20 protein-coding genes and 1 riboswitch are annotated in these 26,414 nt (G+C 56.4%); of the genes, 14 read left to right on the top strand and 6 right to left on the bottom strand.

What is annotated here, in order from left to right; all coding sequences use genetic code 11:
- Positions 1 to 73 precede the first annotated feature (73 nt).
- The 5 genes from ACFO3S_RS22605 (at position 74) to ACFO3S_RS22625 (ending at position 6,738) form a co-directional block, all read left to right on the top strand.
- Positions 74 to 1,504 carry a carbohydrate ABC transporter substrate-binding protein gene (locus ACFO3S_RS22605; protein WP_378100689.1) on the top strand — a complete coding sequence of 477 codons (1,431 nt, stop codon included), beginning with the start codon at positions 74 to 76 and terminating at the stop codon, positions 1,502 to 1,504.
- An 88-nt stretch (positions 1,505 to 1,592) separates the two neighbouring features.
- Entirely contained in the window at positions 1,593 to 2,477 is an 885-nt protein-coding gene (locus ACFO3S_RS22610; protein ID WP_378100692.1) for a carbohydrate ABC transporter permease, read from the top strand.
- 1 nt (position 2,478) lies between these two features.
- A complete protein-coding gene (locus tag ACFO3S_RS22615) occupies positions 2,479 to 3,351 on the top strand; it encodes a carbohydrate ABC transporter permease (RefSeq protein WP_378100694.1) in 873 nt (290 codons plus the stop codon).
- Positions 3,352 to 3,412: 61 nt separating this feature from the next.
- Positions 3,413 to 5,194 (top strand): glycoside hydrolase family 35 protein, encoded by a 1,782-nt coding sequence (locus ACFO3S_RS22620; protein ID WP_378100816.1) that lies wholly within the window; start codon positions 3,413 to 3,415, stop codon positions 5,192 to 5,194.
- A 107-nt stretch (positions 5,195 to 5,301) separates the two neighbouring features.
- Positions 5,302 to 6,738 (top strand): alpha-L-fucosidase, encoded by a 1,437-nt coding sequence (locus ACFO3S_RS22625; protein ID WP_378100696.1) that lies wholly within the window; start codon positions 5,302 to 5,304, stop codon positions 6,736 to 6,738.
- Between the two features lie 67 nt (positions 6,739 to 6,805).
- Here the strand turns inward: ACFO3S_RS22625 and spoIIP are convergent, their stop codons facing one another.
- Together spoIIP and ACFO3S_RS22635 are read right to left on the bottom strand one after the other, a co-directional pair.
- Positions 6,806 to 7,993: a stage II sporulation protein P gene (gene spoIIP, locus ACFO3S_RS22630; RefSeq protein WP_378100698.1), complete on the bottom strand. Its 1,188-nt coding sequence runs from the start codon at positions 7,991 to 7,993 to the stop codon at positions 6,806 to 6,808.
- A 248-nt stretch (positions 7,994 to 8,241) separates the two neighbouring features.
- A complete protein-coding gene (locus ACFO3S_RS22635) occupies positions 8,242 to 9,132 on the bottom strand; it encodes a LysR family transcriptional regulator (protein ID WP_378100700.1) in 891 nt (296 codons plus the stop codon).
- A 174-nt stretch (positions 9,133 to 9,306) separates the two neighbouring features.
- On the opposite strand from ACFO3S_RS22635, the gene ACFO3S_RS22640 reads away from it, so the two are divergent.
- The 8 genes from ACFO3S_RS22640 (at position 9,307) to ACFO3S_RS22675 (ending at position 18,732) form a co-directional block, all read left to right on the top strand.
- A complete protein-coding gene (locus ACFO3S_RS22640; protein WP_378100702.1) occupies positions 9,307 to 10,338 on the top strand; it encodes a zinc-dependent alcohol dehydrogenase family protein in 1,032 nt (343 codons plus the stop codon).
- Between the two features lie 2 nt (positions 10,339 to 10,340).
- Complete coding sequence (locus tag ACFO3S_RS22645) at positions 10,341 to 11,765, top strand: sulfatase family protein (protein WP_378100704.1); 1,425 nt, start codon at positions 10,341 to 10,343, stop codon at positions 11,763 to 11,765.
- A 41-nt stretch (positions 11,766 to 11,806) separates the two neighbouring features.
- A complete protein-coding gene (locus ACFO3S_RS22650) occupies positions 11,807 to 13,153 on the top strand; it encodes an ABC transporter substrate-binding protein (protein WP_378100706.1) in 1,347 nt (448 codons plus the stop codon).
- Positions 13,154 to 13,172: 19 nt separating this feature from the next.
- A complete protein-coding gene (locus ACFO3S_RS22655; RefSeq protein ID WP_378100707.1) occupies positions 13,173 to 14,096 on the top strand; it encodes a carbohydrate ABC transporter permease in 924 nt (307 codons plus the stop codon).
- Between the two features lie 4 nt (positions 14,097 to 14,100).
- Positions 14,101 to 14,937 (top strand): carbohydrate ABC transporter permease, encoded by an 837-nt coding sequence (locus ACFO3S_RS22660; protein WP_378100709.1) that lies wholly within the window; start codon positions 14,101 to 14,103, stop codon positions 14,935 to 14,937.
- 54 nt (positions 14,938 to 14,991) lie between these two features.
- Positions 14,992 to 16,464: an FGGY-family carbohydrate kinase gene (locus ACFO3S_RS22665; protein WP_378100711.1), complete on the top strand. Its 1,473-nt coding sequence runs from the start codon at positions 14,992 to 14,994 to the stop codon at positions 16,462 to 16,464.
- A gap of 293 nt (positions 16,465 to 16,757) precedes the next feature.
- Entirely contained in the window at positions 16,758 to 17,294 is a 537-nt protein-coding gene (locus ACFO3S_RS22670; protein WP_378100713.1) for an RNA polymerase sigma factor, read from the top strand.
- Positions 17,281 to 18,732, top strand: a complete 1,452-nt coding sequence (locus ACFO3S_RS22675; protein WP_378100715.1) for a hypothetical protein — start codon at positions 17,281 to 17,283, stop codon at positions 18,730 to 18,732. Before ACFO3S_RS22670 ends, ACFO3S_RS22675 begins: the two co-directional genes overlap by 14 nt.
- Positions 18,733 to 18,834: 102 nt before the next feature.
- Here ACFO3S_RS22675 and ACFO3S_RS22680 read toward each other — a convergent pair whose 3' ends face one another.
- The 4 genes from ACFO3S_RS22680 to ACFO3S_RS22695 all read right to left on the bottom strand — a co-directional run bounded on the left by ACFO3S_RS22680 (position 18,835) and on the right by ACFO3S_RS22695 (position 25,563).
- Positions 18,835 to 19,329: a C40 family peptidase gene (locus ACFO3S_RS22680; RefSeq protein ID WP_378100717.1), complete on the bottom strand. Its 495-nt coding sequence runs from the start codon at positions 19,327 to 19,329 to the stop codon at positions 18,835 to 18,837.
- 4 nt (positions 19,330 to 19,333) lie between these two features.
- Positions 19,334 to 19,475: riboswitch (cyclic di-AMP (ydaO/yuaA leader) on the bottom strand.
- Positions 19,476 to 19,691: 216 nt separating this feature from the next.
- Positions 19,692 to 20,507: a hypothetical protein gene (locus tag ACFO3S_RS22685; RefSeq protein WP_378100718.1), complete on the bottom strand. Its 816-nt coding sequence runs from the start codon at positions 20,505 to 20,507 to the stop codon at positions 19,692 to 19,694.
- An 11-nt stretch (positions 20,508 to 20,518) separates the two neighbouring features.
- A complete protein-coding gene (locus ACFO3S_RS22690) occupies positions 20,519 to 22,516 on the bottom strand; it encodes a M1 family metallopeptidase (RefSeq protein ID WP_378100720.1) in 1,998 nt (665 codons plus the stop codon).
- Between the two features lie 953 nt (positions 22,517 to 23,469).
- Positions 23,470 to 25,563 (bottom strand): HelD family protein, encoded by a 2,094-nt coding sequence (locus tag ACFO3S_RS22695; RefSeq protein WP_378100722.1) that lies wholly within the window; start codon positions 25,561 to 25,563, stop codon positions 23,470 to 23,472.
- A 234-nt stretch (positions 25,564 to 25,797) separates the two neighbouring features.
- Between ACFO3S_RS22695 and ACFO3S_RS22700 the strand changes: the two genes are divergently transcribed.
- Positions 25,798 to 26,301, top strand: a complete 504-nt coding sequence (locus tag ACFO3S_RS22700; protein ID WP_378100724.1) for a YwhD family protein — start codon at positions 25,798 to 25,800, stop codon at positions 26,299 to 26,301.
- Positions 26,302 to 26,414: the final 113 nt, after the last annotated feature.

Genomic DNA, 26,414 nt, shown 5'->3' on the forward strand with positions numbered 1-26,414 from the left:
ATGCGTTTTGTCGATATGGCCGGCCGCCCCGCGCGCTTATAATGAGACCAACACAGGCTAAGGGGGTCATGAAATGAAAACAAAGAAATGGGTCACGACGGTCGCCGCTTCGGTCGTGGCGATGTCCGTATTGGCAGGCTGCGGCTCGGGCAACAACGGCGGGTCGAACGAAGCGTCACCGTCGGCCGCCTCTCCGTCCGCATCCGCGTCCAGCCCTTCCGAGGGCGGCAAGCAGTTCGAGAACATGGAGCTGAACGTGGCCGTGTTCCAGGGCGGTTACGGCCGCGAGTATTGGGACACGATCGCCGAAGACTTCATGCAGGACTATCCGGGCACGAAGATCAACATTACGGCCAGCCCGAAAATCGCCGAGCTTGTCCGGCCGAAGATCGTCGCCGGCAATCCGCCCGACTTCATGTACATTTCGGGCAGCGACAATACGCCGATTCTGAACGGACTGATCAAGGATAAAGCGCTGCTCGACCTGACCGACGTCTTTAACGAGCCTTCGGAAGAAGGCGGAGCGCCGCTGAAGGACAAAATCCTTCCGGGCGTGCTGGAGTCCCGTTCCAGTTCTCCGTATGGAGACGGCAAAGTCTATCTTGCTCCTTACAACTTCGGCGTAATGGGCTTGTGGTACAACAAGACGCTGTTCGACGAGAAAGGCATTCCCGTACCGAAGACTTGGGACGAATGGTTCGCTCTGAACGCTACGGCGAAGGACAACGGACGCGCCCTCTTCACGTACCAAGGCCTGTACCCGGGCTATCTGGAAGAGATGATCGTTCCGTCGATCTACAGCGTCGGCGGGCAGGAAGCGCTCGATCAGTTCTACAATCTCGATCCCGAGTTCTGGAAGAGCGATACGTTCAAGCAAGTATGGGGACTGATGGAGCGGATCGCGAACGAGGACAACGCTCTGATGAAGGGCACGATCGCGCTGAACCATACCCAATCCCAGACCGCCTTCATGCAGGGCAAGGCGATGTTCATCCCGAACGGCACTTGGTTCGAGGACGAGATGAAGGACGCTCCTCGCGAGGACGGCTTCCAGTTCGGCTTCCTCGGCGCTCCCGCCTTCACGGCTGATAAGCCGGCGATGGCGATGACGAACGTGGAGCAGATGGTTATTCCGGCAAAAGCGAAAAATCCGGAGCTGGCCAAGGAATTCCTGAAGTATCTGTATACCGACAAGAGCGTGAAGCTGAACGCGGAGAAGTCCAAAGGCGTGCTCGCCGTCAAAGGCGCTCCGGACATGGCGAAGGAGTTTATCTCGGAGTCGACCTACAACGTGTACAAAGCGGTTGACGAAGGCATCGTAACGGTCAACGGAGCGTTCCAATCCGTGGCCAAAGGCAGCAAGTACAATCCGAGCGACGAAATCTTCAAACCGATCTCTTCGATTATGAACAAGCAAATGACCGTGGAAGAGTATGGCGCCAAGATGTACGACATTTTCACCGATATTCAGAAGGAATTGGAGCAAAACGGAGCGCAAGAATAAAGTCTCATCATCCCGGAAGCCTGCCGCGCGTTTGGATGAACCCGGCAGGCTTCCTGCATCTTAAGAGGCGGAAAGGATCGTTGAGATCATGAATATGAAAACAAGAAGGGGATTGTTCATCGCGGTCTGCTTGCTTCCGGGGCTGGCGTTGTTTCTCCTGTTCAAAGTCTATCCGACGATACAGATTTTTCACAAATCGCTTTATTTATGGACCGGCGTAGGCGACGAGCCGAAGTTCATCGGGCTGCAGAACTTCGTCGATATGTTCCGGGACGACGTCTTCCTGCTCTCTCTGCGCAACACCGGCTTCCTCATGCTGATCGTTCCCGTTCTGACGCTGCTGATCGCGCTGGTCAACGCCTCTCTGCTTACGCAATCCAAGCTGAAGGAAAGAGGCTTCTACCGGACGGTTTTCTTCTTTCCGAGCATTCTGTCGTTCGTCGTCATCGCGATCCTGTGGTCGTTCATCTACCATCCGACTATGGGCTTCGTCAACTCCGGGCTGGAGCTGCTCGGGCTTGGAGAATGGGCGATGGCGTGGCTGGGCGACGAACGGACGGTGCTGTGGGCGCTCGCGGTTACGCTCATCTGGCAGGCGGCGGGCTACTACATGGTCATGTATATGGCGGGCATTGACGGCATCTCTCCGGACCTGTACGAAGCGGCCGGGTTGGACGGGGCCACTCGCGTCCAGCAGTTTTTTCACATTACGATTCCGATGCTGTGGGAGATTATTCGCGTGACGATCATCTTCAGCATCAACGGGGTGCTGACGATCAGCTTCGTCATCGTGTCGGTCATGACCGCCGGCGGGCCCAATCGCCATTCCGAGGTCGTGATGACCTATCTGTACAGCCAGGCGTTCACGAATTCCAACTTCGGCTACGCGATGGCGATCGGCGTATTCATCTTCATCATCTCGCTGCTGCTCGCGCTGATCAGCAACAAATTGACCGAGAGGGGGTCGCACTGACATGTCGGCTTATTCCGCATCGTTGCAGCCGGGCCGAAAGTCGCCCGGCGGAGCTGTCGGGAGACTGCTCGTCCGCCTGTTTCTAATCGTGCAGGCGCTGATTGTCGTGTATCCGCTGCTCTGGAACGTCATCGCCTCGCTGAAAACGAACGCCGAGGTGATGGAGAGCCCGTGGACCCTGCCGCAGAGCCTGAACTGGGACAACTACGTCCGGGCGTTCACGACGGCCAAGATCGGCGATTATATGCTGAACTCGGTGATCGTCGTGGCGATGTCGATGGCGGTGCTGCTGCTGGCGGCCATCCCGACGGCCTACGTGCTCGGAAGGATGAGATTCCGCGGTCGCTCCTTCCTGACCAATTTCTACATGGCCGGCCTGTTTATCGGCGGCGTCTATATTATTGTTCCGCTGTTCATCATGATGAACGACCTGAGCATGCTGGATAACCGCTTCTGGCTGAGCGCCGTATACGCGACGGGCAGCCTGCCGTTCTCCGTCTTTCTGCTGACCGGGTTTATGAAGTCGATCCCTCACGATTTCGAGGAGGCGGCGATGATCGACGGCTGCGGCTACTTCGGCACGCTGTTCAAGGTCATTATGCCGATGGCCCGGCCGGGCATTATTACGCTGATCGTCTTCAGCTTCTTCGACTTCTGGAACGAATACGTGCTGGCGATGACGTTCATTACCGACGACGCCAAGAAGACGATTCCGATCGGCCTGTCGAACCTGATGCAGATTCAGCAGTACGCGACCGATTGGGGCTCGCTGTTCGCCGGTCTCGTTATCGTCCTCGTGCCTACGATCGTCATCTATGCGCTGCTGCAGAAGAAGCTGACGGAAGGCATGATGCTCGGCGGGGTGAAAGGATAATCCCCGGCGCGCAGAGAAAGATTGGGAGAAGATCTTGCATAGGAGAGGAGCTGTCGATCCCGTGGCGACGTTCGGCATTCAAGGAAACGATTTTGTATACGAGGGCAAGCCGATCCGGATTTTGTCCGGGGCGATCCACTATTTCCGCGTCGTGCCGGAATATTGGGAGGATCGTCTGCTGAAGCTGAAGGCATGCGGCTTCAATACGGTGGAAACTTATGTGCCGTGGAACGTTCACGAGCCGACGCCCGGACAGTTCGTCTTCGAAGGCTTGGCGGACGTGGAACGATTCGTCCGGCTGGCCGGAGAGACGGGCCTTCACGTCATCGTGAGGCCGAGCCCGTATATCTGCGCGGAGTGGGAGTTCGGCGGCTTGCCGGCGTGGCTGCTCGAGGACGCCAACCTTCGGCTTCGCTGCTTCGACGAGGCCTACCTGGCCAAGGTGGACGCCTACTTCGACGAACTGCTGCCGCGGTTCAAGCCGCTGCTCTGCACGAACGGCGGACCGATCGTCGCGATGCAGATCGAGAACGAGTACGGCAGCTACGGCAACGACAAGGCGTATTTGGAGTACATCCGGGACGGGATGAAGAAACGCGGCATGGACGTGCTGCTGTTTACTTCCGACGGTCCGGAGGATCATATGCTGCAGGGCGGCATGATCGACGGCGTGCTCGAGACGGTCAACTTCGGCTCCCGGGCGGCGGAGGCGTTCCGCAAGCTGCGGGAATACCAGCCGGAAGGACCGCTCATGTGCACGGAATTCTGGAACGGCTGGTTCGATCATTGGATGGAGGAGCATCAGTCCCGTCCGGCCGCCGACGTCGCCGAGGCGCTGGAGGAGATGCTTCGGGAGGGCGCCTCGGTTAACTTCTACATGTTCCACGGCGGCACGAACTTCGGGTTCTATAACGGAGCGAATCACATCAAGCGCTACGAGCCGACGGTCAACAGCTACGACTACGATACGCTGCTGGACGAATCCGGCGAGCCGACGGAGAAATTCTGGGCGGTGCGCCGGGTGCTGGAGCGGTACGCGGAGCTGCCGGAGGCGAAGCTGCCCGCGCCGATTCCGAAACGGGCGTACGGAGAAGTGCGGCTGGAGGAGACGGCCGATCTGTTCCGTCAGCTGGATCGGCTGTCTTCCCCGGTGCGCCGGGCGGCGCCCGAGCCGATGGAGAAAGTCGGCCAGGCTTACGGCTTCATTCTGTATTCGACGCGCGTCACCGGTCCGCGGTCGGGGATGAGCCTGATCTTGCAGGAGGTGCGGGACCGGGCGCTGGTATTCGCGGACGGCAAGCACGTCGGCACGGTGGAGAGGTGGAATCCGGTCGAGCTGCCGCTGGAGGTTCCGGCGGAAGGGCTGCGGCTGGACATTCTCGTGGAAAATATGGGACGGGTCAATTACGGGCCTCTCATGCGCGACCCGAAAGGGATTACGGAAGGCGTACGGCTGGGCAATCAGTTTCTGTACGACTGGACGATTCGTCCGCTGCCGCTGGATTCTCTGGCGGGGCTGGAGTTCGATTCGGCAGGCGAGGGGCAGGACGAAGCCGGTCGGGCGTCGGGATCGGCGTCCGAGACCGGGCATCCAACGTTCTACCGCGGCACGTTCCGGGTGGAGGAGCGCTCCGACACGTTCGTTCGCTTCGACGGCTGGACGAAGGGCGTCGCTTTCCTGAACGGGTTTAATCTGGGACGGTACTGGGAGGTCGGGCCGACGCGAACGCTGTACGTCCCCGCGCCGCTGCTGCGCGAAGGGGAGAACGAGCTGATCGTGTTTGAGCTGCACGGGACGTCGGCGCCGGTCGTTCGTCTGACAGATAAGGCGGATCTGGGCTAAGCGGAAGAGCCGGCCGCTTGTTGGGCGGCCATGGGCGAAGCCGTGAACTCGGAACGGAGAAAGGAAGGACAATCGAGCGGCGCAACAGAGAACGGAGGGACGACGGAATGGGAGTAACGGTACGGGAAGCCGCAACGATCGCGCCTTCGCCTCGCCAGCTGGCGTGGCAGGAGCTGGAGTTTTACGCATTTATTCATTTTACGGTCAACACGTTCACCGATCGGGAGTGGGGACTCGGGGACGAGAGTCCTTCCGTGTTTCAGCCGACCGGGCTGGACGCCGGGCAGTGGGTCGAGGCTTGCCTCGCCGCAGGCATGAAGGGGCTGATTCTAACCTGCAAGCATCACGACGGATTCTGCCTGTGGCCAAGCGCCTATACGGAGCATTCGGTCAAGAACAGCCCTTGGCGCAACGGCGGGGGTGATCTCGTGCGCGAGGTGTCGGACGCCTGCCGCAAGGCCGGCTTGAAGTTCGGCATCTACGTCTCCCCTTGGGACCGCCACGAGCCGAGCTACGGGGATTCTGCCGCGTACAACGCCTTCTTCGTCAATCAGCTTCGGGAATTGCTTACCGGGTACGGAGAGCTGTTCTGCGTCTGGTTCGACGGAGCGTGCGGCGAAGGACCGAACGGCAAGCGGCAGTCGTACGATTGGGACGCCTATTACGGCATCATTCGCGAGCTGCAGCCGAACGCCGTCATCTCCGTCTGCGGTCCGGACGTGCGCTGGTGCGGCAACGAAGCCGGCCATACGCGCTCGTCGGAATGGAGCGTCGTTCCCGCCACGATGAGGGATAACGAGAAGATTCAAGCGAATTCGCAGCAGGTCGACGACGGGGAGTTCGCGAAGCGCGTCGGCTCGTCGGAAGAGGATCTGGGCAGCCGCGCCGTGCTTGCGGCGGCGGACGAAGCGATCTGGTATCCGGCGGAGACGAACACGTCGATCCGGCCGGGCTGGTTCTATCACGCGGCCGAGGACGATCGGGTAAAGACCGCGGACGAGCTGACGGAGCTGTACGAACGGACCGTCGGGGGCAATTCGACGTTCCTGTTGAACCTTCCTCCGGACAAGAGAGGCCTCATTCACGAGAACGACGTCGCCAGGATGAAGGAGCTGGGCGAACGGATCAGACGGACGTACGGCGCCGACTTGGCTGCCGGAGCCTCCGTTATCGGAACGGAAGGGAAGGACGCTGAGCACGGGGCCGGGCGCTTGACCGACGGAGATCGATCGACGTTCTGGCAGGCCCCGAAAGGCGTCGAACAAGCCGAATTCGTCATCGACCTCGGGAGCGAGCTCGCGTTCGACCGCTTCGTGCTGGCGGAGAACATTCGCGAAGGTCAGCGAATCGAGCGCTTCCGGCTCGAGGCGTCGTCCGGAGACGGACGATGGCGCCCGCTGTACGAAGGCACGGTCGTCGGCTACAAGAAAATCTGCCAGTTCGCCGAGACATCCGCCAGCCGCTTGCGCCTGACGATCGAGGAGTCTCGCTGGAGCCCGACGCTGACGATGATCGGCGTGCACCGGAGCGCGCACGGCGATTGACCGACAGGACAGAGGAAAGCGCCGTTTCCCGGCCTTGTGCCGGGGAGCGGCGCTTCCTTGTGCGCTTCTACTTCTTTTTTGTCGCTTGGTAGTATTCCGAGAAGACGTCCGCGAACGCCTCTGCGGCTCGCCGGCTTTCTTCCAGCGTGTTGTTCGCGCCTCCGACCTCCAGCAGCAGACTTCCCGGAGAGAGGGATTGATTGTACTCTCCGTTCCCTTGGTGGGCGCTTTTGGAGATAATGCCGCGCGACAGCCCGGGATACTTCTTGTTCAGGCGCTTGTTCAGCTCTTCGGCCAGCTTCTTGTTGGCCGCCGAGTCGGGATGGGCGGTTCCGATCACGAACAATATTCGCGCGTAGCTTTTGCCTTTTATCGTGACCGTCGTCTGCTTGCGCGGGACGTCCGCGTCGCGATGAATGTCGAAGAAGTAGGCCAAGGTCGGATAAGCGTTCATCGCTTGGGTGACGGCTTTCCGGGATTCCTCATAAGACTGGGAAAATCCGAGCTTCTGAATCTTCAGCCTCTCGGCAAAATCTACGGTCTCGACCAGCGTCTGAATTCCGGCTTGCTGCAGCCGCTCTCCCAGATGCTGGCCGACCAGCGTAATGTTGACTTCGGGATCGTCCACGGACGAACCGCTCTTATGGCGGGCGACATCCTTCCACGACTCCCGGTTATGAGTGTGATAGATGTAGACGGCGGGCATTTTTCCGTCGTCGAGCTCCGTGTCGACGACCCAGCTGGCGACATAGGCCCGCTCCCCGTCCGGAAGCGCCACCAAGTACCAATCCCCTTCGACGGATTCGATCGGCCATCTCTCTCCCGGAGCCGCCTTGCCCACAATCTCGTATTCGAGCCCGGGCCCGGCTCGCAGATTGGTATTTTCCAAGAACACCGCGTAGCGAACGGGCGTTGCGGTCTCCACAACCCAATTGGCGACATACGCCTGCTCTCCGCTTGGAAGAGCGACGACATACCAGTCTCCTTCTTCGTCGACGATCGGGAGCGTGACGCCGGGCACGGCTTTGCCCACGATCTGGTGATCCAGGCCGGGCCCGCTCCTCAGATTCGTCACGTCGACGATTTTCACGACGCTTCCCGAAGCGTCCGGATTGGCGACAACGGCCTTCTCGCCGGCGCTGTCGGCATCGGCCGCGGACCCGGCCGACCGGTCCTCTCCGTATGCGGAAGCGAAAGAAACGAATAGAAGCAGGACGACTACGGCTGCGCTGACTGCGAATTTACGAGGAAACAAAGCATTCTCTCTCCCTGTCGCTTATTTCGGTTATACTTTTTTCGACAGAGCCTAAGGAAAAGCCTTCTATTTTGTCGGAAAAAAAGTAAACCACATGCCAAAACGCCTTCGGCGTCCTCTGGACGCAGAATCGCGTTTTTGTCGGAGCGGATTCAGAAAAGGATAGCGAATTTGATCCTTTCTGAATCACAAATAAAGCCCTTCCGGCTCCCGTAGGAGGCGAAAGGGCCGACAAGGCTGCAACCCGTTTATTTGCCCGTCCACTCGTGACTCAGCAGGAAGTCGTTAAACGCCGTCAGCACGCCGGTCGCAACGGCGTTCCTTTTGCGCATAAGCACCAGATTGCGCGGCACCCGAAAAACCGGGCAATTGGCGACGGCCAGCAGCCCGGCCTCCACCTCGAAACGAATGGACGAGTAAGGAAGCATGGAGATGCCGAGCCCGCGGACGACCGCCGCTTTGACGGCTTCGAGATTGCCGAGCTGCAAGATGACATTGATGCTGGCCCCGGTCAAAATATTTTCCATAATCGGCTGGATGAAGGTGTCCGGCGAATGGAAAATAAACGGCAGCGTGACGACTTCCTCGAAGGAAAGCAGCCGGTTAGAGGCCCAAGGGTGATTGCCGGGCAAGACGAGCACGATTTCATCCTGCACGATGGGAAGGACTTGAATCTCGTCGCGCAGCACCATGCTTTCATAAGTAATAATAATGTCTAACTGATTTTTGATAAGTTTCTCTATTAATTCGATGTTGCTGTCTTCAAATACCGGATTAAAGGAAACATGAGGGTTGTATTCGATAAAGTTGGCGATCATATCCGGCAGGAAATAGGTGCCGGTAATGTTCGATACGCCGATGAACAGCTTCTCCTGATGCCTGCCGACGCGCATTAGCGCGTGCTCGGCCTCCTCGACCATATGAAAGATCCGCTGGCCGTAATCGTACAGCGTCTCACCGTAATAGGTCAGACGGAAGACTTTTCCCTTGCGCTCTATGAGCTTTTTTCCCATCGTTGCTTCCAATTTATTAATATGCTGCGAGATGGCAGGTTGGCTGATGTTAATTTCTTTGGCCGCCCCGGCAAAGCTTTTCAGTTCGGCTACGACGCAAAATACGTAAAGGTGGTGCAGGTTCATTCGATAACCTCCCGCTTCCGAACATAAGTTTAACTTATGAAAAAATTGAATTTATATATTTTACAATAGAATATCACGGTTATAGAATGTAGTCATCTCATCCGGATGTGATGGAGATCACAGACAGGCCTGTCTGCCGTTGTAGTCGAATGCGGAATCAAGGGGGACAACCAAGTGTCAGTCAGAAAAATGAAAGCGTTTGTAATCGAGGCGCCGCATCGGGCGGCGATCCGAACGGTCGATTATCCCGTCCCCGGACCGGGGGAGGTGACGATTCAAGTCCGAAACTGCGGAATTTGCGGAACGGACTACCATATTTATGAAGGAACGTTTTTGTCTCCGTACCCGATTATTCCGGGACACGAGTTTTCCGGCGTTGTCGAGCAGGTGGGAGAGGGCGTGAGCTCATTCAAGATCGGAGATCGCGTAACCGCGGACCCGACGTTGTATTGCGGGGAATGCGAGTACTGTCTCACCCATCGAACCAACCAATGCAGCAACTGGGGAGCTCTCGGAAATACCGTCGACGGCGCGATGGCGGAGTATGTCAAGGTGCCGGCTAGAAACGTCGTGAAAATGAAGATGGCCATGACCTTTGCTGAAGGCGCTTTCGTCGAGCCGGTTGCCTGCGTCGTGCACGGCATGAACAGGCTGCAAATCCGCATGGGGGAGCGAGTCGTTCTGTTTGGCGCGGGAGCCATGGGGCTGCAGCTCGTGCAGGCAATCGCCCGGTCGGGCGCTTCCGAGCTGGTCGTCGTCGACGTATCCAAGGATAAGCTCGAGCTGTCGCTTCGGCTGGGCGCCACCCGGGGGGTGCTCGCGGAGGAGGCGCAGGACGTTCTTTCCCGGGACTACCCGCAAGGCTTCGACGTCGTCATCGATGTTACGGGAATACCCAGCGTTATCGAGCGGCAGTTTCGTCATATGGGACCGACCGCGCGCTTCTTGCAGTTCGGCGTCACGCCGAAGAACGCGACGATCGCGGTTAACCCGTTCGATTTGTACCAGAAGGACTGGAGCCTGATCGGGTCCATGGCGATCAATCAAACGTTCATTCCCGCGCTGCGTTGGGTGCAGGAAGGCCGCATCGATGTTAAGCCGCTCCTCTCGGGCACGATCGCGCTGGAGCAATTGCCGGACATGCTGTCGAAGCCCAAGGCGGCGGATATGCTTAAAGTTCAAGTGATTATCGGTCAGGAGGAGTAAACTTGTCTTGCCAACCCAACATCATCTTCATCATGACTGACCAGCAGCGTTACGATACAATTCGGGAGCTTGGCTATCCTTATATGGATACGCCCAATCTTGACAAGCTGGTGCGGGAGGGCGTGAGTTTCTCCAACGCGTTCATTACCGCGCCCTCCTGCGCCCCTTCCCGGGCCAGCCTGTTTACCGGCATGTATCCGCATTCGAACGGAGTATACAAGAACGACGACCCTTGGTCCCGCTCATGGGTGGAGCTGTTGGCCGACGCGGGCTATCACTGTGTGAATATCGGGAAAATGCATACTTCGCCCTATACGGCTCCGATGGGCTTCCATGAGAGGTATGTGGTGGAGAACAAGGACCGGCAGCATCCGGACCTGCCCTTCTTCTTCGACGAGTGGGACAAGGCGCTCAAGGCTCGCGGGTTGCGGAAGCCGGGGCGGGAGACCTACCGGTCGAGGGAGGATTACCGGGACAGCTTGGGCGTATTCGAGTGGGAGCTTCCGGAGGACATGCATCCCGACGTGTTCGTGGGCGATGTCGCCAAATGGTGGATTACCGAGCGCAAGAAAGTGGAGAAGCCCGTTTTCCTGCAGATCGGTTTCCCGGGACCGCATCCGCCGTTCGACTCTTTGCCCCGTTATACGGAGCCTTATATGGACAAGGAATTTCCGCTTCCCGAAGTAACGGGGGAGGAACTGGAATCCCAGCCGAACGCCCTTCGGGAACTGCGTCGTCAGCATATGGAGGTCGACCACGACGCCGTGGTCCATCTCGATCGGGCGACCCCCGAGCAGCAGCGCCGTCAACGCGCGGCGTACTTCGCCAACGTCACCATGATCGACGAGCAGATCGGAGAGATCATCGGAGCGCTGGAACGGACCGGATATCTCGACAATGCGGTGATCGTGTTTACCTCCGATCATGGGGAAAGCCTGGGGGATCACGGGCATAGCCAGAAATGGAACATGTACGATGCCGTGACGAGGGTGCCGGCCGTTGTGTGGGGGCCCGGTCGCGTGCTTCAGAATCGGAAAGTGGATGCCCTCGTCCAACTGATGGACTTGGGGGCGACGGTTCTCGACCTTGCCGGAATTTCCGTTCCGGACAAGATGGAGGCGCATTCACTGCGGCCCGCCTTGCTGGGGGAAGAATTCGTCGGCAGGGATTACGTCTTCGCCGAGCATAGCCGGGACGCCATTCTGCAAGGCACAGAATTCATGACGATGATTCGCAGCAAAAAGTGGAAGCTCGTTCATTTCGTCGACGATGCCGAAGGCCAATTGTTCGATCTGGCCAACGACCCCGGCGAGCGGAACAATCTGTGGCGGGAGCCGGCCTGCTCCGCCGTCAAGGAGATGCTGATCCAAGAGATTTTGGCCTGGAGAATCCGCAGCGATCTCAAGACGGCTGCGGGGTACGTTTAGAAGAAAAAAAGAGGGAACAATTAACCAAGGGGGAAGTTCAAATGCGCGAACGGAGATGGAAAAAAGCGGTTTCTGGAATGCTTGGCGCGGTTCTGGCCATCGGGTTGACGGCATGCGGAGGCAATTCCGGAGGCGGCAGCGAAGGAGCGACTCAAGAGGGAGCTTCCGCAACCGAGCTGAACATTGTGTTGTTTGACAATTTGACGAACCAAGGCATTAGCGCCCTGTCCCACGAGTTCGAAGAGAAAACGGGCATTAAAGCCAACATTACCTTGCTGGGCCAGGACGTTGCCGAAAAGCGGATGCAGCTGGACTTTATCGGCAATACCGGCGCTCTGGACGTCGCCTACATGTCTTTCATCATGATGCAGAGCTGGGTGAAGGCCGGCTGGGTGGTGCCGCTGGACGAATATATCCAGGCGAACACGGATGTCGAAATGGACGACTTCGCGACCGCTCCGGTTGAAAGCCTCTCGTTAAACGGACAAATATGGGCGCTGCCTTCCTTCGCGGAAACCGGACTGATGGCGTACCGCCAGGACATTCTGGAGAGCAAAGGCATCGCGACGCCTCCCGACACCTGGACGGAGTTTATGGATGCGGCGAAAGCGATTCATACGAACGAGACCGCTGCGGTTGCCTTGAGAGGAAAACGCGGCCAAGGACTTAACATGTTCATCTTCCCGTCCATGATGTGGGGCTTCGGCGGATCGTATTTCAAAAATTATCCGGACGATATGACGCCGATTCTGGATCGCCCCGAGAACGTAGAAGCGCTTCGATTCTACTCGGATCTGGTGCAGAACTATTCGCCGCAGGGAGCGAGCAATTTCAGCTTTGCCGAGGTCATCTCCGCTTATCAGCAGGGCAAAGCCGCCATGACCGTAGACGGAACCTCCATTATTTCGCAGCTTTTCGACCGGGAAACGAGCAAATACGCGGAACAGACCAAGGTCGCGTTGGTTCCGCAAGGCCCGGGCGGCAGATCGCCGATGATTGCCGTTCACGGACTGGCCATTCCGAAATCCTCGGATAAAAAGGAAGCCGCGTTCGAATTCATTAAGTGGGCCACGAGCGCCGAAGTTCAAAAGAAGGTGGCCATGAACGATTATTGGATGGATTTCACCCGCAATTCGGTCGCGGAGGATCCGGAGATCGTGCAAAAATACGATCTGGACGGCGGGAACTTTATGAAGCTCAGAAGCGAGTCGCTGAATCTGGCGCGTTCCGATTACCGGCCGCTGATTCCCGAATGGCCGCAAATCGGCGATATCATCGCCGCCCAGGTTAATGCTGCGGCGACGGGAGCGGCTTCGGCCGAAGTCGTATTGAAGGAAGCGAACAAACAAGTGGCAGAGGTGCTGAAAAACGCCGGATATGATCAATAACAATCAGGGGAGTTAACGCATGTCTAAAACAGAATCCATTTCCCCGTTGGACAACGGCGCCATGCCGAAGAAAGCGGCGGGGAAATCGGTCACCTATTTTCTGATGCTGGTGCCGGCCGTTCTTTGCATCCTGATCACTTCCGTCGTACCGCTGCTCGGAATGGTCGGCATCTCTTTCGTGAACTGGGATTTGGCCTCCACCATTCCGCCAAAGTTCAACGGACTGGACAATTATGTCAGCATGTTCAAGGACGCGAGATTTCTGAACAGCATGAAGGTGCAGCTGATTCTGAGCTTCTTCATTTTGATTGCGCAATTGCTGCTGGGTTTGACGGCTGCCATTGCTCTGAACGGCGCCTCGGGGAAATTCAAATGGGCGCGGGGAATCGTGATGGCTCCGTTCATGATTCCGGCCGTCGTCGTCGCCCTAATCTGGCTAACCCTCTTTACGCCTACGGTCAGCCCGATCAACAGCGTTTTGGAGGCGATCGGCCTGCCCGGACCCGGCTGGCTGTCCAGCCCCGCGCTGAGCATCTTCTCGATCGTGATCGCAGATACTTGGAATAACATGCCTTTTGTCATTTTGATTCTGCTTGCCAGCCTGCAAAGTATTCCTCATGATCTTTATGAAGCGGCGGAAGTAGACGGGGCGACCAAATGGCGGGCGCTGCTTCATATTACGCTGCCCGCATTGAAGCCGGCGTTAATTCTGGTAGGGCTGATCAGACTCATCGAAAGCTTGAAGTCGTTTCCGCTTATTTACGTGATGACGGGCGGAGGACCGGGAGTCAGTACCGAGGTGACGAATTTTTACGCGTTTGTCCAAGGCTTTCAATATTCCAAGATCGGATATGCGAGCGCGCTTGCCTTGTTCCTCTTTCTGTTTACCGTCGTGATCAGCTTTGTAACGATTTATCTGGACAGAAACGCAGAGGAGGCCTGATCGCGTGCAACGTTCGATAGCATCCGGCAAACGCAACAGCACGATTTTACGGACGGTTGTTCTCGTCTTATTGGTGATGTTTTGCCTGTTTCCGTTAATATGGATGGTGTTTCTGGCCTTTCGCACGCCCGACGCCATGTTCGAGCCTTTTTGGAAATCGCTTTCTTCGTTCTCGACGGATACGTTCGTGACGACGATGCAGTCGGGCTTTCTGCAGGCCGTTCTCAACAGCGTGCTTGCCGCCGTTTCCGCTACGGCTATCTCCATGGTCATCGGAACGCCTGCCGCATTCTCGCTGGCCAAGTGGGGGCTAAAACGGAAGTTCGTCTATAAATGGCTTATTCAATTGCTGAGGATGGCGCCGCCTGTCGGATTCGCGATCCCGTTGTTCCTGGCGTATATTCGCATGGGAATGATCGATACGCTGCCGGGATTGGTGATCGCCTACGTAACCTTCACGGTGCCGCTGGTGGTATGGCTGATGTGGATGTTTTTTGCCCAGCTTCCCAATGAGATTCTGGAGGCCGCCTGGATAGACGGCTGCAACGTGTGGCGCTCCTTTCTGAAGGTTGCCCTGCCGCTGTCGACGCCGGGGCTGGTGGCCGCGGGCATTCTTGCTTTTATCATCGCATGGAACGACTTCTTCTTTGCGCTGATTTTAACGCGGACGAACGCCTCGACCGGCCCAGTCGCCGTCATGAATTTTTTGACGGAATCGAGCTATAACTGGGGCGGAATCGCGTCCGCCGGCTTGATTCTGTCGCTGCCGACACTTCCGGTTATTTTCTTTATGGGGAAATATATCGTGCAGGGCTTGACGAGCGGAGCGGTCAAAGGTTAAGTCCATATTAAGGGACGAGATCGCCCTCGGGAAGATCCGGGAACGGAGGACGTCGTGAAAAAGAAGGAATCGCTGTATATCGGCCTGGACATCAGTTCTACGCATATTAAAGTCGGAGCTTACGATCGATTCGGAGCGATGAAGGCGGTGTCCAGCACGCCGACGCCCGTTCACATGACGAAGAACGGGGGGATCTATCATCTTCCGGACGAGCTGAGAGAAAGAACCGTCGAAACGCTGCTCTCCTGCATGGAGCGCGTTCAGGGATGCAAAATCAAAGCGATCGGCGTCAGCAGCGTGGCCGAGGCTGGCGTGCTGATCGACGAGGACGGGCAAACGCTCGGGCCCGTGATGGCGTGGTACGATCCCCGCCCGCACCCCTATCTGAATGACGTGAAGCAGCAGGTGCCGGCGATGGAGTTTTACCGGAGAACGGGACTGAGTCCGGAAGCGATTCATTCGCTGCTCAAGTTTTTGTGGATGAAGGACCATATGGCGGAGGCGTGGCAAAAAGGCAGGACGTGGCTGCATATCGCGGAGTATATCGTATATTGTCTGACGGGCGAGAAAAAAGCGGAGCATTCGCTGGCCAGCCGCTCCCTGCTGTTCAACATCAATACGCGGACCTGGGACGAAGAGCTGATCAGGACGTTTGATCTCAAGCGGGAGCTCTTTCAGGAAAACGTGCAGGCCGGGAAGGTGCATGGTTATGTTCACAAGACGGCCAGCGCCTATACCAAAATTCCCGAAGGGACGCCCGTTACGATTGCCGGTCATCATCCGATCGTCGGCGCGTTCGGTATCGGCGGCGTGTTGGAAGGGGACGTCACGAACGTCTGCGACATGATGGAAGCGTTGATTATTACGCTTCCTAACCAAAATATGAACCAGTTCGAGCAAACGCCCAAATTTACGGTGGGCTGCCATGTCGTTCCCGATCACCACTATGCGCTGCTGGACGTCGGAAGGACGGGCGGCATCGTGGAATGGTTTCTGTCGGTTACGGGATGGAATTACCAAAAGCTGCTTACCGTGCTGTCCAAGGCGAACGGAACGACCAAAAATTTAGGCTTTTACCCGGTGTGGCACGGAGACAGGCAGAACGAAACCTCCGCCCAGATGTCCTGGTTTGGCGGACAGCTGACGAACAGCAACCCGGAGCAGATGGCCGCTTCCATCATCCGGGGCCTGAGCTGCCTGTTCCGTTACAGCATGGACGAGCTGCGGAATCTGCATATCCCGATCAAACGGCTCATGGTTGCCGGAGAATCGACCAAATATCCCTATTGGATGCAAATGAAGGCGGATATTCTCAATTGGCCGCTGCATATTTGCCGCAATTGGGAAGGAAGCTCGCGCGGCGCGGCGGTTCTGGCCGCCAAGTCGATCGGCGATATCGGCGAAATCTCCATTCCTCCCTCGTTGACGCTGATGCCGAATGGGGACAAAACGGAGGAACATCAGGAGTTCTATGTAGATTGCTACCTCAAGAACGTAGAAATCCTCAAGCAGCTGGAGATTCGGTAGCGAGAGGAAATCGGAGCTTCGCGCAGGAACGTAGGAAGGTCGAAATATCAAATCTGAACAGGAAAAAATAAGCAGAAGGTCTCGTAGTTCCCCTCCATATGTTAAAAAATCGACATTCAAGCTTAATAGCTAATCCCCTTGCCATCGAGGGGGGGCTATTTTTTTGTGTGCCTGACATGGGCTGGCTATATCTTGGCGGTGAAAATCGAGCTTGCATAAAAATGTTGTCACAAAACAGCTCTTTGAGCTGTTATAAGGGTACACTCGACGGATAAATAATAGGAGGTGAGCCTATGGAGGAAATAGACATTGGAAAAAGGTTTGTTAATGGCGGAGAAGATGAACTGGAAGAGATTATCAAGCTCTATGGTGAAAAACTTCTTCGCTATGCAACGGCGATTCTATGCGACTATCATGAAGCAGAAAATATTGTACAAGAAGTCTTTCTTTCAGCCTATCAAAATCGGAATATTTTTGATGGCAATAACCTATCCGCATGGTTGTATAAAATGGCCTATCATCGCTGTTTAAATCTACTAAAAAAGCGTAAAATCCTATATTTTCATGATATTCGCAGTGAAGTCGTTTTACCGGAGATAGATAAAGGCTTGAGTGATGAGATGCTTCGTGCGTTACAGAAGCTTAAACCTATGGAACGTGCCTTGTTATATGGGCGGATTATGGATGGGCAGAGTTACGAGGAGCTATCTCAGCTTACAGGAAGTTCTCCAGGCGCATTACGCAAACAATATCAACGGGCCAAAGATAAAATCGTTAAATATTTTAATATTGAATATGGTAGAAAGGAGTCTAACTATGAGCAAATTTGATACGGACGAACAGCATATACATGAAATGTTATCCAAAATTACAGTCGATTCAAGTAAACTTGCCGATCGGGTTAAAAGCCGATTGCATGAGGATCGTGGCGGTATGCCTTCTAGACATCGCAAACGGTGGACAAGATCAACCATTGCAGCTATCGCGATGTCGTTCGTATTAGTTGCTAGTGCAACTGCTGCATCTTTAGGGAATTTGGATTGGTTCATAGAAAGATTTAATCCTGATTTTGGAAAAATAGTTGAACCAGTTGGGGTCTATAGCGAGGACAAAGGAATTCGCATGGAGGTTATCGGTGCGCAGAAATATGAAAATAAGGCGATTATTTACCTCTCTCTTCAGGATAGAACAGGCCAAAACCGATTGACGGAACAGACTGATTTTAGAGACGGATTCCATGTAAAAATGCGTTCGCAAACAAAAGAGGGAGCCAAAGGCGGAGACGAAGTTTTATCAGCCAGCCTGTCATGGAAACAAAAAATGCTTTATTTTAATAAAGATACGAATACCATTTATTATGAGTTTAATATAACGGCTGATCCAGACACACCATTAGCAGATCCGTTAGAGCTTGGCAGCTTCCTTATTTATTTTGACGGAAAAGCCTATATAGACGAACCCATTTCCGTATCCCTTGCAGGAATCGAAGAGGTAGAAACGGCTCCTATTGAAAAAGCACAGATTTGGGGAGGCAGTAATGTGCCAAGCGACCTCAGTTCATTAACAGAGGCGCTTCTGCCAGGGGAGTATGCTTCCATGCCCCATGGTGAAAAAGACCAATGGGTTTCAAATATCGGGATTATAAATGGAAAATTGCATGTGCAGATAGGCAAAATTTTTAAAAAAGAGTTTGGTTCTACTGATGCCATGCTTTCTCTAAAGGGTCCCGACGGTAATTTAATCACCAGTGATTATAGTTTGGTATTTCTCAGCGATAAGAAAAATAACCTTCTTGATCTTGAAAATAACGACTATGGTGACGTTGTGTATAAATATGAAGAGTTTGTATTTCCTGTAAACCGAGATAATCTTAGAAAATACACTCTTTATTATACGGGTTCCGTTTATTCCGGGGTTGAAGGCAACTGGAAGGTGGCAGCAAATTTAAGTGATACAGCTTCCAATTTACGTACATGGAAAAATGATATTTCAGTGGAAGGTCATCTTTTTGAATATATAACCCTCAGTCCTTTGGGATTACAAGTAATCGGTACCTATAAAGGCGAGAATTGCATGGTCAGCGATATGCGGCTTGAAATTGAAACAGCAGACGGTATTATCCCATTGGAAGGTGGTGGAGGAAGCCAAAACCCTGATAAACATACCTTCAATTCAAGTTGGGATACGAAAGCACCTTTAGAGGTTACCAAAGTTAAAGCAATCATTATAAATGGCACTCGAATACCTGTTAAATCACAAGGTCTTTAAACTATAAATTTCAACACACCAGGCGAACAAAAGCTCCATTATGTTAAACAGGAAACCCTTAAACAAAGGCCCGCCATAGGCGGGCCTTTGTCATCTTTAGGATTATTGCTTAGCGGTCTCCTCGGCTTCGATCTCCGTTGCGATCTTCTCGTAGGTCTCGTCGTCCAGAAAGCGGCGAGCCCCAAGATAACGCTTGGCGTAGTATTTGTCATCGAGCGAGGTGATCGTCACGCCCTTGGAAGCGGCGTGAGCGAACTTGTTGTTGCCGATGTAGATTCCGACATGGGAGACGCCGTTGCCGCTCGTATTATAGAATACGAGATCGCCCGGACGCAGGTCATCGTCGGAAATCTTCTTGCTCTTATCCCAGCTGTACAGGTCCCGCGAAGAGCGAGGCAGATCGATGCCGAGCTGCTCGAACACGTATCCGGTGAAGCCGGAGCAATCGAATCCCTTCGGTGTCGTTCCGCCGTACTTGTAGCTCGATCCGATCAACGGCTCGATCGTCTTGTCGAGCTTCGAATCGGCGAATACGCTTCCGACCTGGAATGCCAAGAGCAGAGCAAGGCCAAACAAGAAGACTGAAACTTTGCGCAAAACCGGTGACTCCTTCCAATGCCTACGAGGTTAGCTTAAGGGTTCGGTAGAAGGTTCCCTATGGCTTCTTCGCGTACAAAAGCCAACTCACCCGAAAAGATGGTTCCCCCGTTCCCCGATTCACGGAGACTCGGCATTTTATGATTTCTTTAGCTTTATATATTCGGGTATTGTGACGAATTTCCTGCATCTTCTATATTAGAATTCCTTAATCTACGGAGCGTCATTTGGCTCGCACCCCCTCCTTTCGTCCCGGATTTATCCCGCCGATTATAACGCCAAACCCCGGTTGCGGCCGAAGGACGGCGCAACCGGGGAATGTCCCGGGGAGAAATATTGTCGATTGTTGGGACGTGATAAGCTTACGATTTCGCGTCGCGCCATACTTGATGCTGGGATGCGGAGGTCCACAGCTTCAACAGGGAGCGCACGAAGTGAAAAGCTTGATGCAGCGTCACGGCGAGAAAACCCGACCAGAGCAGAGAGACGGCCCAGGCGGCGGCCGACACTGCCAGACCGATGCCGAGCAAAACCAAAGTGATTCCCAGCAGGGGGAGGGCTTGGCGAAACGCTGCTCCCAGACTGCTTAGAATGCCTTCCCGAGCCGCCGCGCCGAACTGCATGAATTGGCAGGCGAGGTGAACGGCCAACCCGTACAGCAGCCATGACGCCGCATACGGCAGCAGATCGATCAGCCAATGAGGCAGGGAAAGCCCGGAGAAGAAGCGGTTCCTGGCCATCGGCACCAGCCATGCGGCGGGGAGCAGAATCAACGCGTTCTCTATCCAGTACAGCAGGGTGACCGGCTTCCAGGCGCTGCGTATTCCCGACCAAACCCGGGTCCCCTCCTCCTCGGCGGAGTAGCGGAAGGAATAGAACAGGCCGGCGTTGATCAGCGGAGTGAGCACCATCCGCAGCAGCAGCATTCCGCCCAGCAGCCAGAGCGTGTCGTCGACAAGATCCGTTTTCATCAAGCGGAACTGGGCTTCGATCAGGAACAGATGGGCGGCGTCGGAGTTCGGATGTTCGTCCGGATAGCGCGCCAGCACCGGCGTTACGATCGAGTCGACGAGCCGGTACAGGAAAAAACCCCACAGCAAGCGATACAGGAACAGGAGAACCACTACATATTTATGCCTGACGGTCATGTCCCATCCCAATTTTAGACGTTCGCGCATGTTCTTCCCCCTCACCAGGCCAATGATCCGAACAAACCTTCCAATATTTGCGCGATGCCGGTCGCGTAGCGGGTACGCTGCCCGGGCGGCACTTCCGCCTTCAGATAATTATTGAACTTGCGATTGTCGAGCACGATATGGTTGCCGGGATCGATCACCGCATATTGCAGCGGAGCCGCCGATTCGAGCTTCAATTGAATATGCGACTGCACGCCGTCCCACTGTTTGCGAACCGACTGTCCGTCCCGGAACTGCAGCCAGACGGACACTGGCTCGGGACTGCCGCCATTGCGCCGCAGAAGGACGACGCTCTCGTATCCGGCATCCGTTTTCCTTGTCTGGATCGATTCTACGGAATAGTCGGCCATCTCGCCGTGCAGGACGTACGCCCGGAAGAAATCGGTCCACTTCTCCTTGGTCACCGTTTCCACGACTCTCTGGAAGTCCGAGAAGGAAGGATGTCTGAACTTATATTTCTGAAAATAAGTCCGCATAATTTTGCTCATCGTTTTGTCGCCGACCTGCTTCTCGATAGCGGTCAGCACAAGCTTGCCCCGCATGTAGACATTTTCGGCGTATCCGTCGGAAGAGCGGAACTTCCAGGACGAGAGGGCGAGCGGCTCCGGATGGGTCAAATAGCTGGCTTCGATCGGGTGATGGGGCAGAACGCCGTAAATGCTGGACATCAGCTTATCCTCGGTGTAGGACGCGAAGCCTTCGTCGAGCCAAGCTTCCTCGAATTCGTTGGAAGCGACAAGCCCGTACCAATATTGGTGGGCGATCTCGTGGACGAGCGTTCGCTCCAGCTCGTAGCCGGGGTTGTCGTTCTGGGCCGCTGCCGCGGTGACGAGCGTCGGATACTCCATGCCCCCGGCGCCGTTGCCGTCGGCCGGAGGCACGACGACGGACAGGGTGGAGTACGGGTATTCTCCATACCATTGTCCCAGCTTGGCGAGCGCGGATTTGGCGGCATGCATGTAGCGGTCTTTCAGGTGCTGATGGAGCGGATCCAGATACAGCTTGATTCGAACGCCCGGTATGCCCGGCGATGAGAAGGAATCTTCCACGTAGACGAAGTCCGGAGAAGCCGACCAGGCGAAGTCGTGCACGTCGTCGGCATAGAACTGGAAGCTCTTTCTCCCTCCGGCCACGGTCGGCGTTTTCGTGAGAAAGCCGGTCGCCGCGACCTTGTAGCCGTCCGGAACCTCAATGCGCACGCTGTAGATGCCGAAGTCGGAATAAAACTCGGAATCTCCGTGGTATTGGTGCAGATTCCAGCCCTCGGCGCTACGACCGCGCATGCCGGTCGTCTCGTATACGGGAACTTTGGGAAACCACTGTCCCGCCATGACGAAATGACCGGCCTTGCCCATCCGCGCGAAGACGTCGGGGAGCGTAACCGAGAACTTCATGCGCAGCGTGACGGAGTCTCCGGGCTTGACCGGCTCGGGAAGCCGGAATGCGGCCAAGGTGCGGTCGTTCCGGTTGCCGTCGTCCGGCTGCACGTAATGAACTCTGGGCAGCAGCGTCTCCCCGTCCTCGGTCGTCAGGGCGGTCAGCTCCATTCCGCCGTAGCTGCCGCTTTTCATTTTGTCTCCCCTCAGCTTGCCTCCCGATTCGAGGAGGAACGTGCTTCCGGGCGAGAACGCGTTGGGATAAAGGTGAAGAAACATCTCCGAGACGGAATTGCGGCCGGGGTTCTTCCAGGTCACGACTTGCTCCCCCTGGAGCGTTCCGAGGCTCTCGTCGAGCGAGACGGCGATATGATATTCCGTTACGCGATTGCTGAGGACAGCGGCCTGCGGCTTCTGCGGAACGTCCGGTCCGGGGACGGGCTCGGACTGGACGATCGCCGCCGGAGAGCCGGAGGCGGGGAGCCCGGACAAGGAGGACGCGGGCAGAGCGTACTGATCGACCCAAGCGTCGGCAAACCCGAATCGGACAGACATGACAAGTACGGCAGCGGCGGCGACGAATAGCAGCATTCGCAGCGAACGGCGCTTAGGCATACGGATAACCCTCCCGTTGACAAGCATCTACGAGATATATATGTAGGTTGTCCGCGGATTATTTCTGGAGTTTTCGGCCAAGCTGCGCGCGGCTCCGTCGCCTGTTCCCCGGCCTAGCTGCTGCCGGTCGGCGGGGAGTCGGGAGCCCATGTTGTCAGGTTAAGCAAACGGTCAACAAGCGGCCTTGCAGGAATCGTCCCAGTTGTCGGCGGAGCCCCGACGGTCATCGCGAACAGGGCCAACTCGTGCCAATCCACGTTAACCCCCGCCAGTCCAGACCAACCTACGCACTCCGCGAGCCCTCGCCAGTCCAGTCCAACACACGCCAACCCCGCGAGCCCCCGCCAGTCCAGACCAACCTACGCACTCCGCGAGCCCCCGCCAGTCCAGTCCAACACACGCCAACCCCGCGAGCCCCCGCCAGTCCAGACCAACCTACGCACTCCGCGAGCCCCCGCCAGCCCAGACCAAACTTGCACTCCGCGAGCCCCCGCCAGTCCAGACCAACCTACGCACTCCGCGAGCCCCCGCCAGCCCACTAACGTAACGGTTGCCAGCGCCGCTAATTGTGCCATTTTCGCAATATAGAAATTGTAACGGTTGCAGCAGCGGCTATTTCAGCTGAAACGAGCCGTTTCGCTCGATAACCCCGAAATAAGCGCGGTGGCAACCGTTAGCTTTTTCTTTTTCGGGAAAACGATCGATTAAGCGCCACTGCAACCGTTAGACGTTGCCGGCCGGTTGCGCGCCTTCGATTCGTTTCGACTAAACTTCATTGTAGGCGCCTCCTGGTAGGTGTAGGGTTCCTGCCCCTTCACACCCCTATCATACGAGGCGCTCCTGTTTTTGTCCAAGGCCGTATTTTAGCCCCTACAGGAATGTTTGGGGGGGCGGGAGCCCCCGTCTCGCGATCGCCGACAAGCTCCTTGCGAAGCCGAGGGCCCGCCGCTCGTCTAAGCTTCCGCGACAAGGGGGCTTGGCTGCCCGAGATACATTAAGGCGAGCCGGTGCAGCGCTCGCGTGCAGGCGACGTAAAGCAGCTTGGCGTCCTGCGGCGCGGCCGCATAGCGCCGGCCGTCCGCATCCGCGACAAGCACGGCGTCGAACTCGAGTCCCTTGGCCAAGTACACGGGGACGACGGTAATGCCTCCCTGGTATTGGGTCTGGTTCTCGGCAATGAGATTCGCTTCGATACCGGCCGCTTGCAGACGCTCGGCGAGCCGGGCGCAGTCGTCGTCCGTGCGGCAGACGATCGCGATCGTCTGCATGCCGCGATCCCGATTGTCCCGGACGAAACGCGCGATGCGAGGCAGGCGGTCGGTCTCGGCGTCCAGTTCGAAGATTTCCACCGGATCGCCGCTGCGGAACACGGGAACGGCGGGAGGCAAGCCCGTGCCGGTATGCGGCAGGATGCGGTTGGCGAACTCGATGATTTCGAGCGTCGAGCGGTAGCTCTGCTGCAGGGCGTGGTAGGAGCGATATTCGTCCGCGAATACGCCGGACAATTCCTCCCATCTCTGCACGCCGCGGTAAGCATGAATGCCCTGCGCCAAATCTCCGAGAATGGTGAACGAAGGCTCGCTCATAAATGAGTTCAGCAGCGCGATCTGAAGCGGGGACACGTCCTGCGCTTCATCTACGACGACATGGTCGAACGAGAGATTCTCCGCGCCGTTGAAGGCGTAATGGATCCAGACGAGCGCCGGCAAATCCTCGTGCCGGACCTCGCCCTTTTTCAAATAGGCTCTTGTGCTTTGGACGATGCTCTTGGGGATGTCCGCCGCACTGTCCGAGGCGAACAAGCGCTGATAGAAGCTTAGGGCGTCGGCCTTCGGCAGCTTGTTGACATATGCTCTCAGCCGCTGCTTGCCCGTCTTGGATCTCTCCTTGCGAATTTTCGGGTCGCCGATCTCCCCCAGCTGCATTTCGAGCCAGCGGTTCATGCGGGCCTGCAGCCGCTCCAGACGCGGGGCGAGCGGGTAATGCCGGTACTCCACCTCGAACCATTCGCGAATGTTGGCGGCTGGCAGGACGCGGCCCTCCCACGGCTCGAACGGCTGCGGTTCGAGGAAATGCGATTCCAGGCTCTTCAGCTTCTCGTCCAGCAGCGCCTTGAAGGCGAGCGAGCCCTTGTATCTTCCCGGCGTCTCGTCGTCGATCCGCGGCCGCGCGCCTTCCAGGGAGAACCAAAGCTCTCCTTCCGAGGCATCTTTGGCCAGCTTGATCTTGCCGCTCAGCCGGTCTAGCGCCCAATCCGCGAACGTCGTCTGTTTGACGTCGCCGACGCCGAGCTCGGGCAGCACGCCGGAAATATAATCGAGGAACATCGTGTTCGGCGCGAAAATCATCATCCGCTCGGCGCGGATTTGCTGCTGGTACTGGTAGAGCAGGAAGGCCAGCCGGTGCAGCGCGACCGTCGTTTTCCCCGAACCGGCCGCCCCCTGGATGATCAGCGCCTTGTGGCGCGGAGCGCGAATAATGCGGTCCTGCTCGGCCTGGATCGTGGACACGATATCCCGCAGCTTGTTGTCTTTCTTGTCACCGAGCTTGTACAGCAGAAACTCGTCGTTCAGGCCGATGTTGTCTCCGCCGCGCTCGTAGCTGTCGACGATGCGCCCGAGCTTCCGGTCGCGGATCGACAGGTTGCGTTTGCGGTAGATTTCTCCTTGGATCGTGCCGTCCGGCGCATCGTAAGAGACCGGGGCGTCGCCTCCGGTGAAGGAGTAGAAGAGGCTGGCGACTGGAGCTCTCCAATCGATGACGTAAGGCTCGCCGGTATCCTGGCGGTCCATGCCTCTCTTGCCGATATACAGGGGCAGCGCCTCGGTCTTCCCGTCTTCCTTGAAGTCGAGCCTGCCGAAGTAGGGCTCCTTGCCGAGCAGGTCGAGCCGCCGTCGGCTCTCCTCCCGCTTCTCTTCGAGCAGCTGTTCGGTGAAATCCTGGCCCCGGTAGACCGGGCCGATGCCGGCCCTCTGCCGGTCGATCTCCCGGAACGTGTCTTGCAGGCGCTCCTGCTCCTCCCGATAAACCGGGCTTTGCGTATCCATTAGTGCGATTCCTCCTTGCTTTGCGTAGTGACTTCACCTATTGTGGCGCAATTTCGCAAAAAACAATAGACTTATGTTTTCTGTTTTGTTATGATGTTGAGTACAGAATTACCTAAAAGAGACGGAACAAACGTTCGCGTCGATAGACGTCGCATAAGAAGCGGGCGGGACTTGAATTTTCGGGGTCTCGGTCCCGGTTTTTTCATATGTAACGGCATTTACGGGAGGCTGATCATGGATAATCCGAATCAACCGGCGGAGAAGAAGAAGCTGTCGCTTAACGTCGTCAGCAATAAGGAGCATAGAGGCTTCGGCGCGGGATCGATCGACCTGAGCCAAGTCGCCTGCGTCATAATCGACGGCGGAGAAGCCTATATCGACGTCGGAGCGATGCACGCCAAGAGCAAGATCGAGAAGGGCATCCGCTTCTCGCCAGACAAATCCACCGTCCCGAACGGCCGTCCGGCCTGGGTCGTATGGGTGGCCGTCGACCGCAACGAGATCGGCTCGTATTACGCGGGCGCGACCTCCTGCGATATGCTGATCGACTCGGAGGCGAGAAGGGGCTGGAAGCTGCTGCCGGATCATGTCAACCGCCTCGACGCTGCAATCAAGCGCAAGTATATGCTGGACAATATCGGTCCGGAAGAAAAGGAAGCGCTCCGCAAGCTGCTTATCGAGCACAACGAGGAATGGTGGAACAACTCCCCCGAGACGCTCAAAGATTTGTTGGCTTAAGCGGACGCGTTGCGACCGTCTTTGCAGCCTCTGCCCGATTCTCGGATCGGGCAGAGGCTTTTTTGGCGTGGTTCAGAAAGTATAAAATTCCCTATACTTCTCTGAATCACCTC

It is taken from the genome of Cohnella hongkongensis (assembly GCF_042654645.1).
Lineage (GTDB): Bacteria > Bacillota > Bacilli > Paenibacillales > Paenibacillaceae > Cohnella > Cohnella hongkongensis.

Bases quoted from the DNA above. Each gene is read 5' to 3' on its own strand.
- ACFO3S_RS22675 (WP_378100715.1), top strand. From the start codon at position 17,281: ATGAGCAAATTTGATACGGACGAACAGCATATACATGAAATGTTATCC.
- ACFO3S_RS22695 (WP_378100722.1), bottom strand. From the start codon at position 25,563: ATGGATACGCAAAGCCCGGTTTATCGGGAGGAGCAGGAGCGCCTGCAA.
- ACFO3S_RS22615 (WP_378100694.1), top strand. From the start codon at position 2,479: ATGTCGGCTTATTCCGCATCGTTGCAGCCGGGCCGAAAGTCGCCCGGC.
- ACFO3S_RS22690 (WP_378100720.1), bottom strand. From the start codon at position 22,516: ATGCCTAAGCGCCGTTCGCTGCGAATGCTGCTATTCGTCGCCGCCGCT.
- ACFO3S_RS22605 (WP_378100689.1), top strand. From the start codon at position 74: ATGAAAACAAAGAAATGGGTCACGACGGTCGCCGCTTCGGTCGTGGCG.
- ACFO3S_RS22670 (WP_378100713.1), top strand. From the start codon at position 16,758: ATGGAGGAAATAGACATTGGAAAAAGGTTTGTTAATGGCGGAGAAGAT.
- ACFO3S_RS22610 (WP_378100692.1), top strand. From the start codon at position 1,593: ATGAATATGAAAACAAGAAGGGGATTGTTCATCGCGGTCTGCTTGCTT.
- ACFO3S_RS22635 (WP_378100700.1), bottom strand. From the start codon at position 9,132: ATGAACCTGCACCACCTTTACGTATTTTGCGTCGTAGCCGAACTGAAA.
- ACFO3S_RS22650 (WP_378100706.1), top strand. From the start codon at position 11,807: ATGCGCGAACGGAGATGGAAAAAAGCGGTTTCTGGAATGCTTGGCGCG.
- ACFO3S_RS22685 (WP_378100718.1), bottom strand. From the start codon at position 20,507: ATGCGCGAACGTCTAAAATTGGGATGGGACATGACCGTCAGGCATAAA.
- ACFO3S_RS22625 (WP_378100696.1), top strand. From the start codon at position 5,302: ATGGGAGTAACGGTACGGGAAGCCGCAACGATCGCGCCTTCGCCTCGC.
- ACFO3S_RS22655 (WP_378100707.1), top strand. From the start codon at position 13,173: ATGTCTAAAACAGAATCCATTTCCCCGTTGGACAACGGCGCCATGCCG.
- ACFO3S_RS22700 (WP_378100724.1), top strand. From the start codon at position 25,798: ATGGATAATCCGAATCAACCGGCGGAGAAGAAGAAGCTGTCGCTTAAC.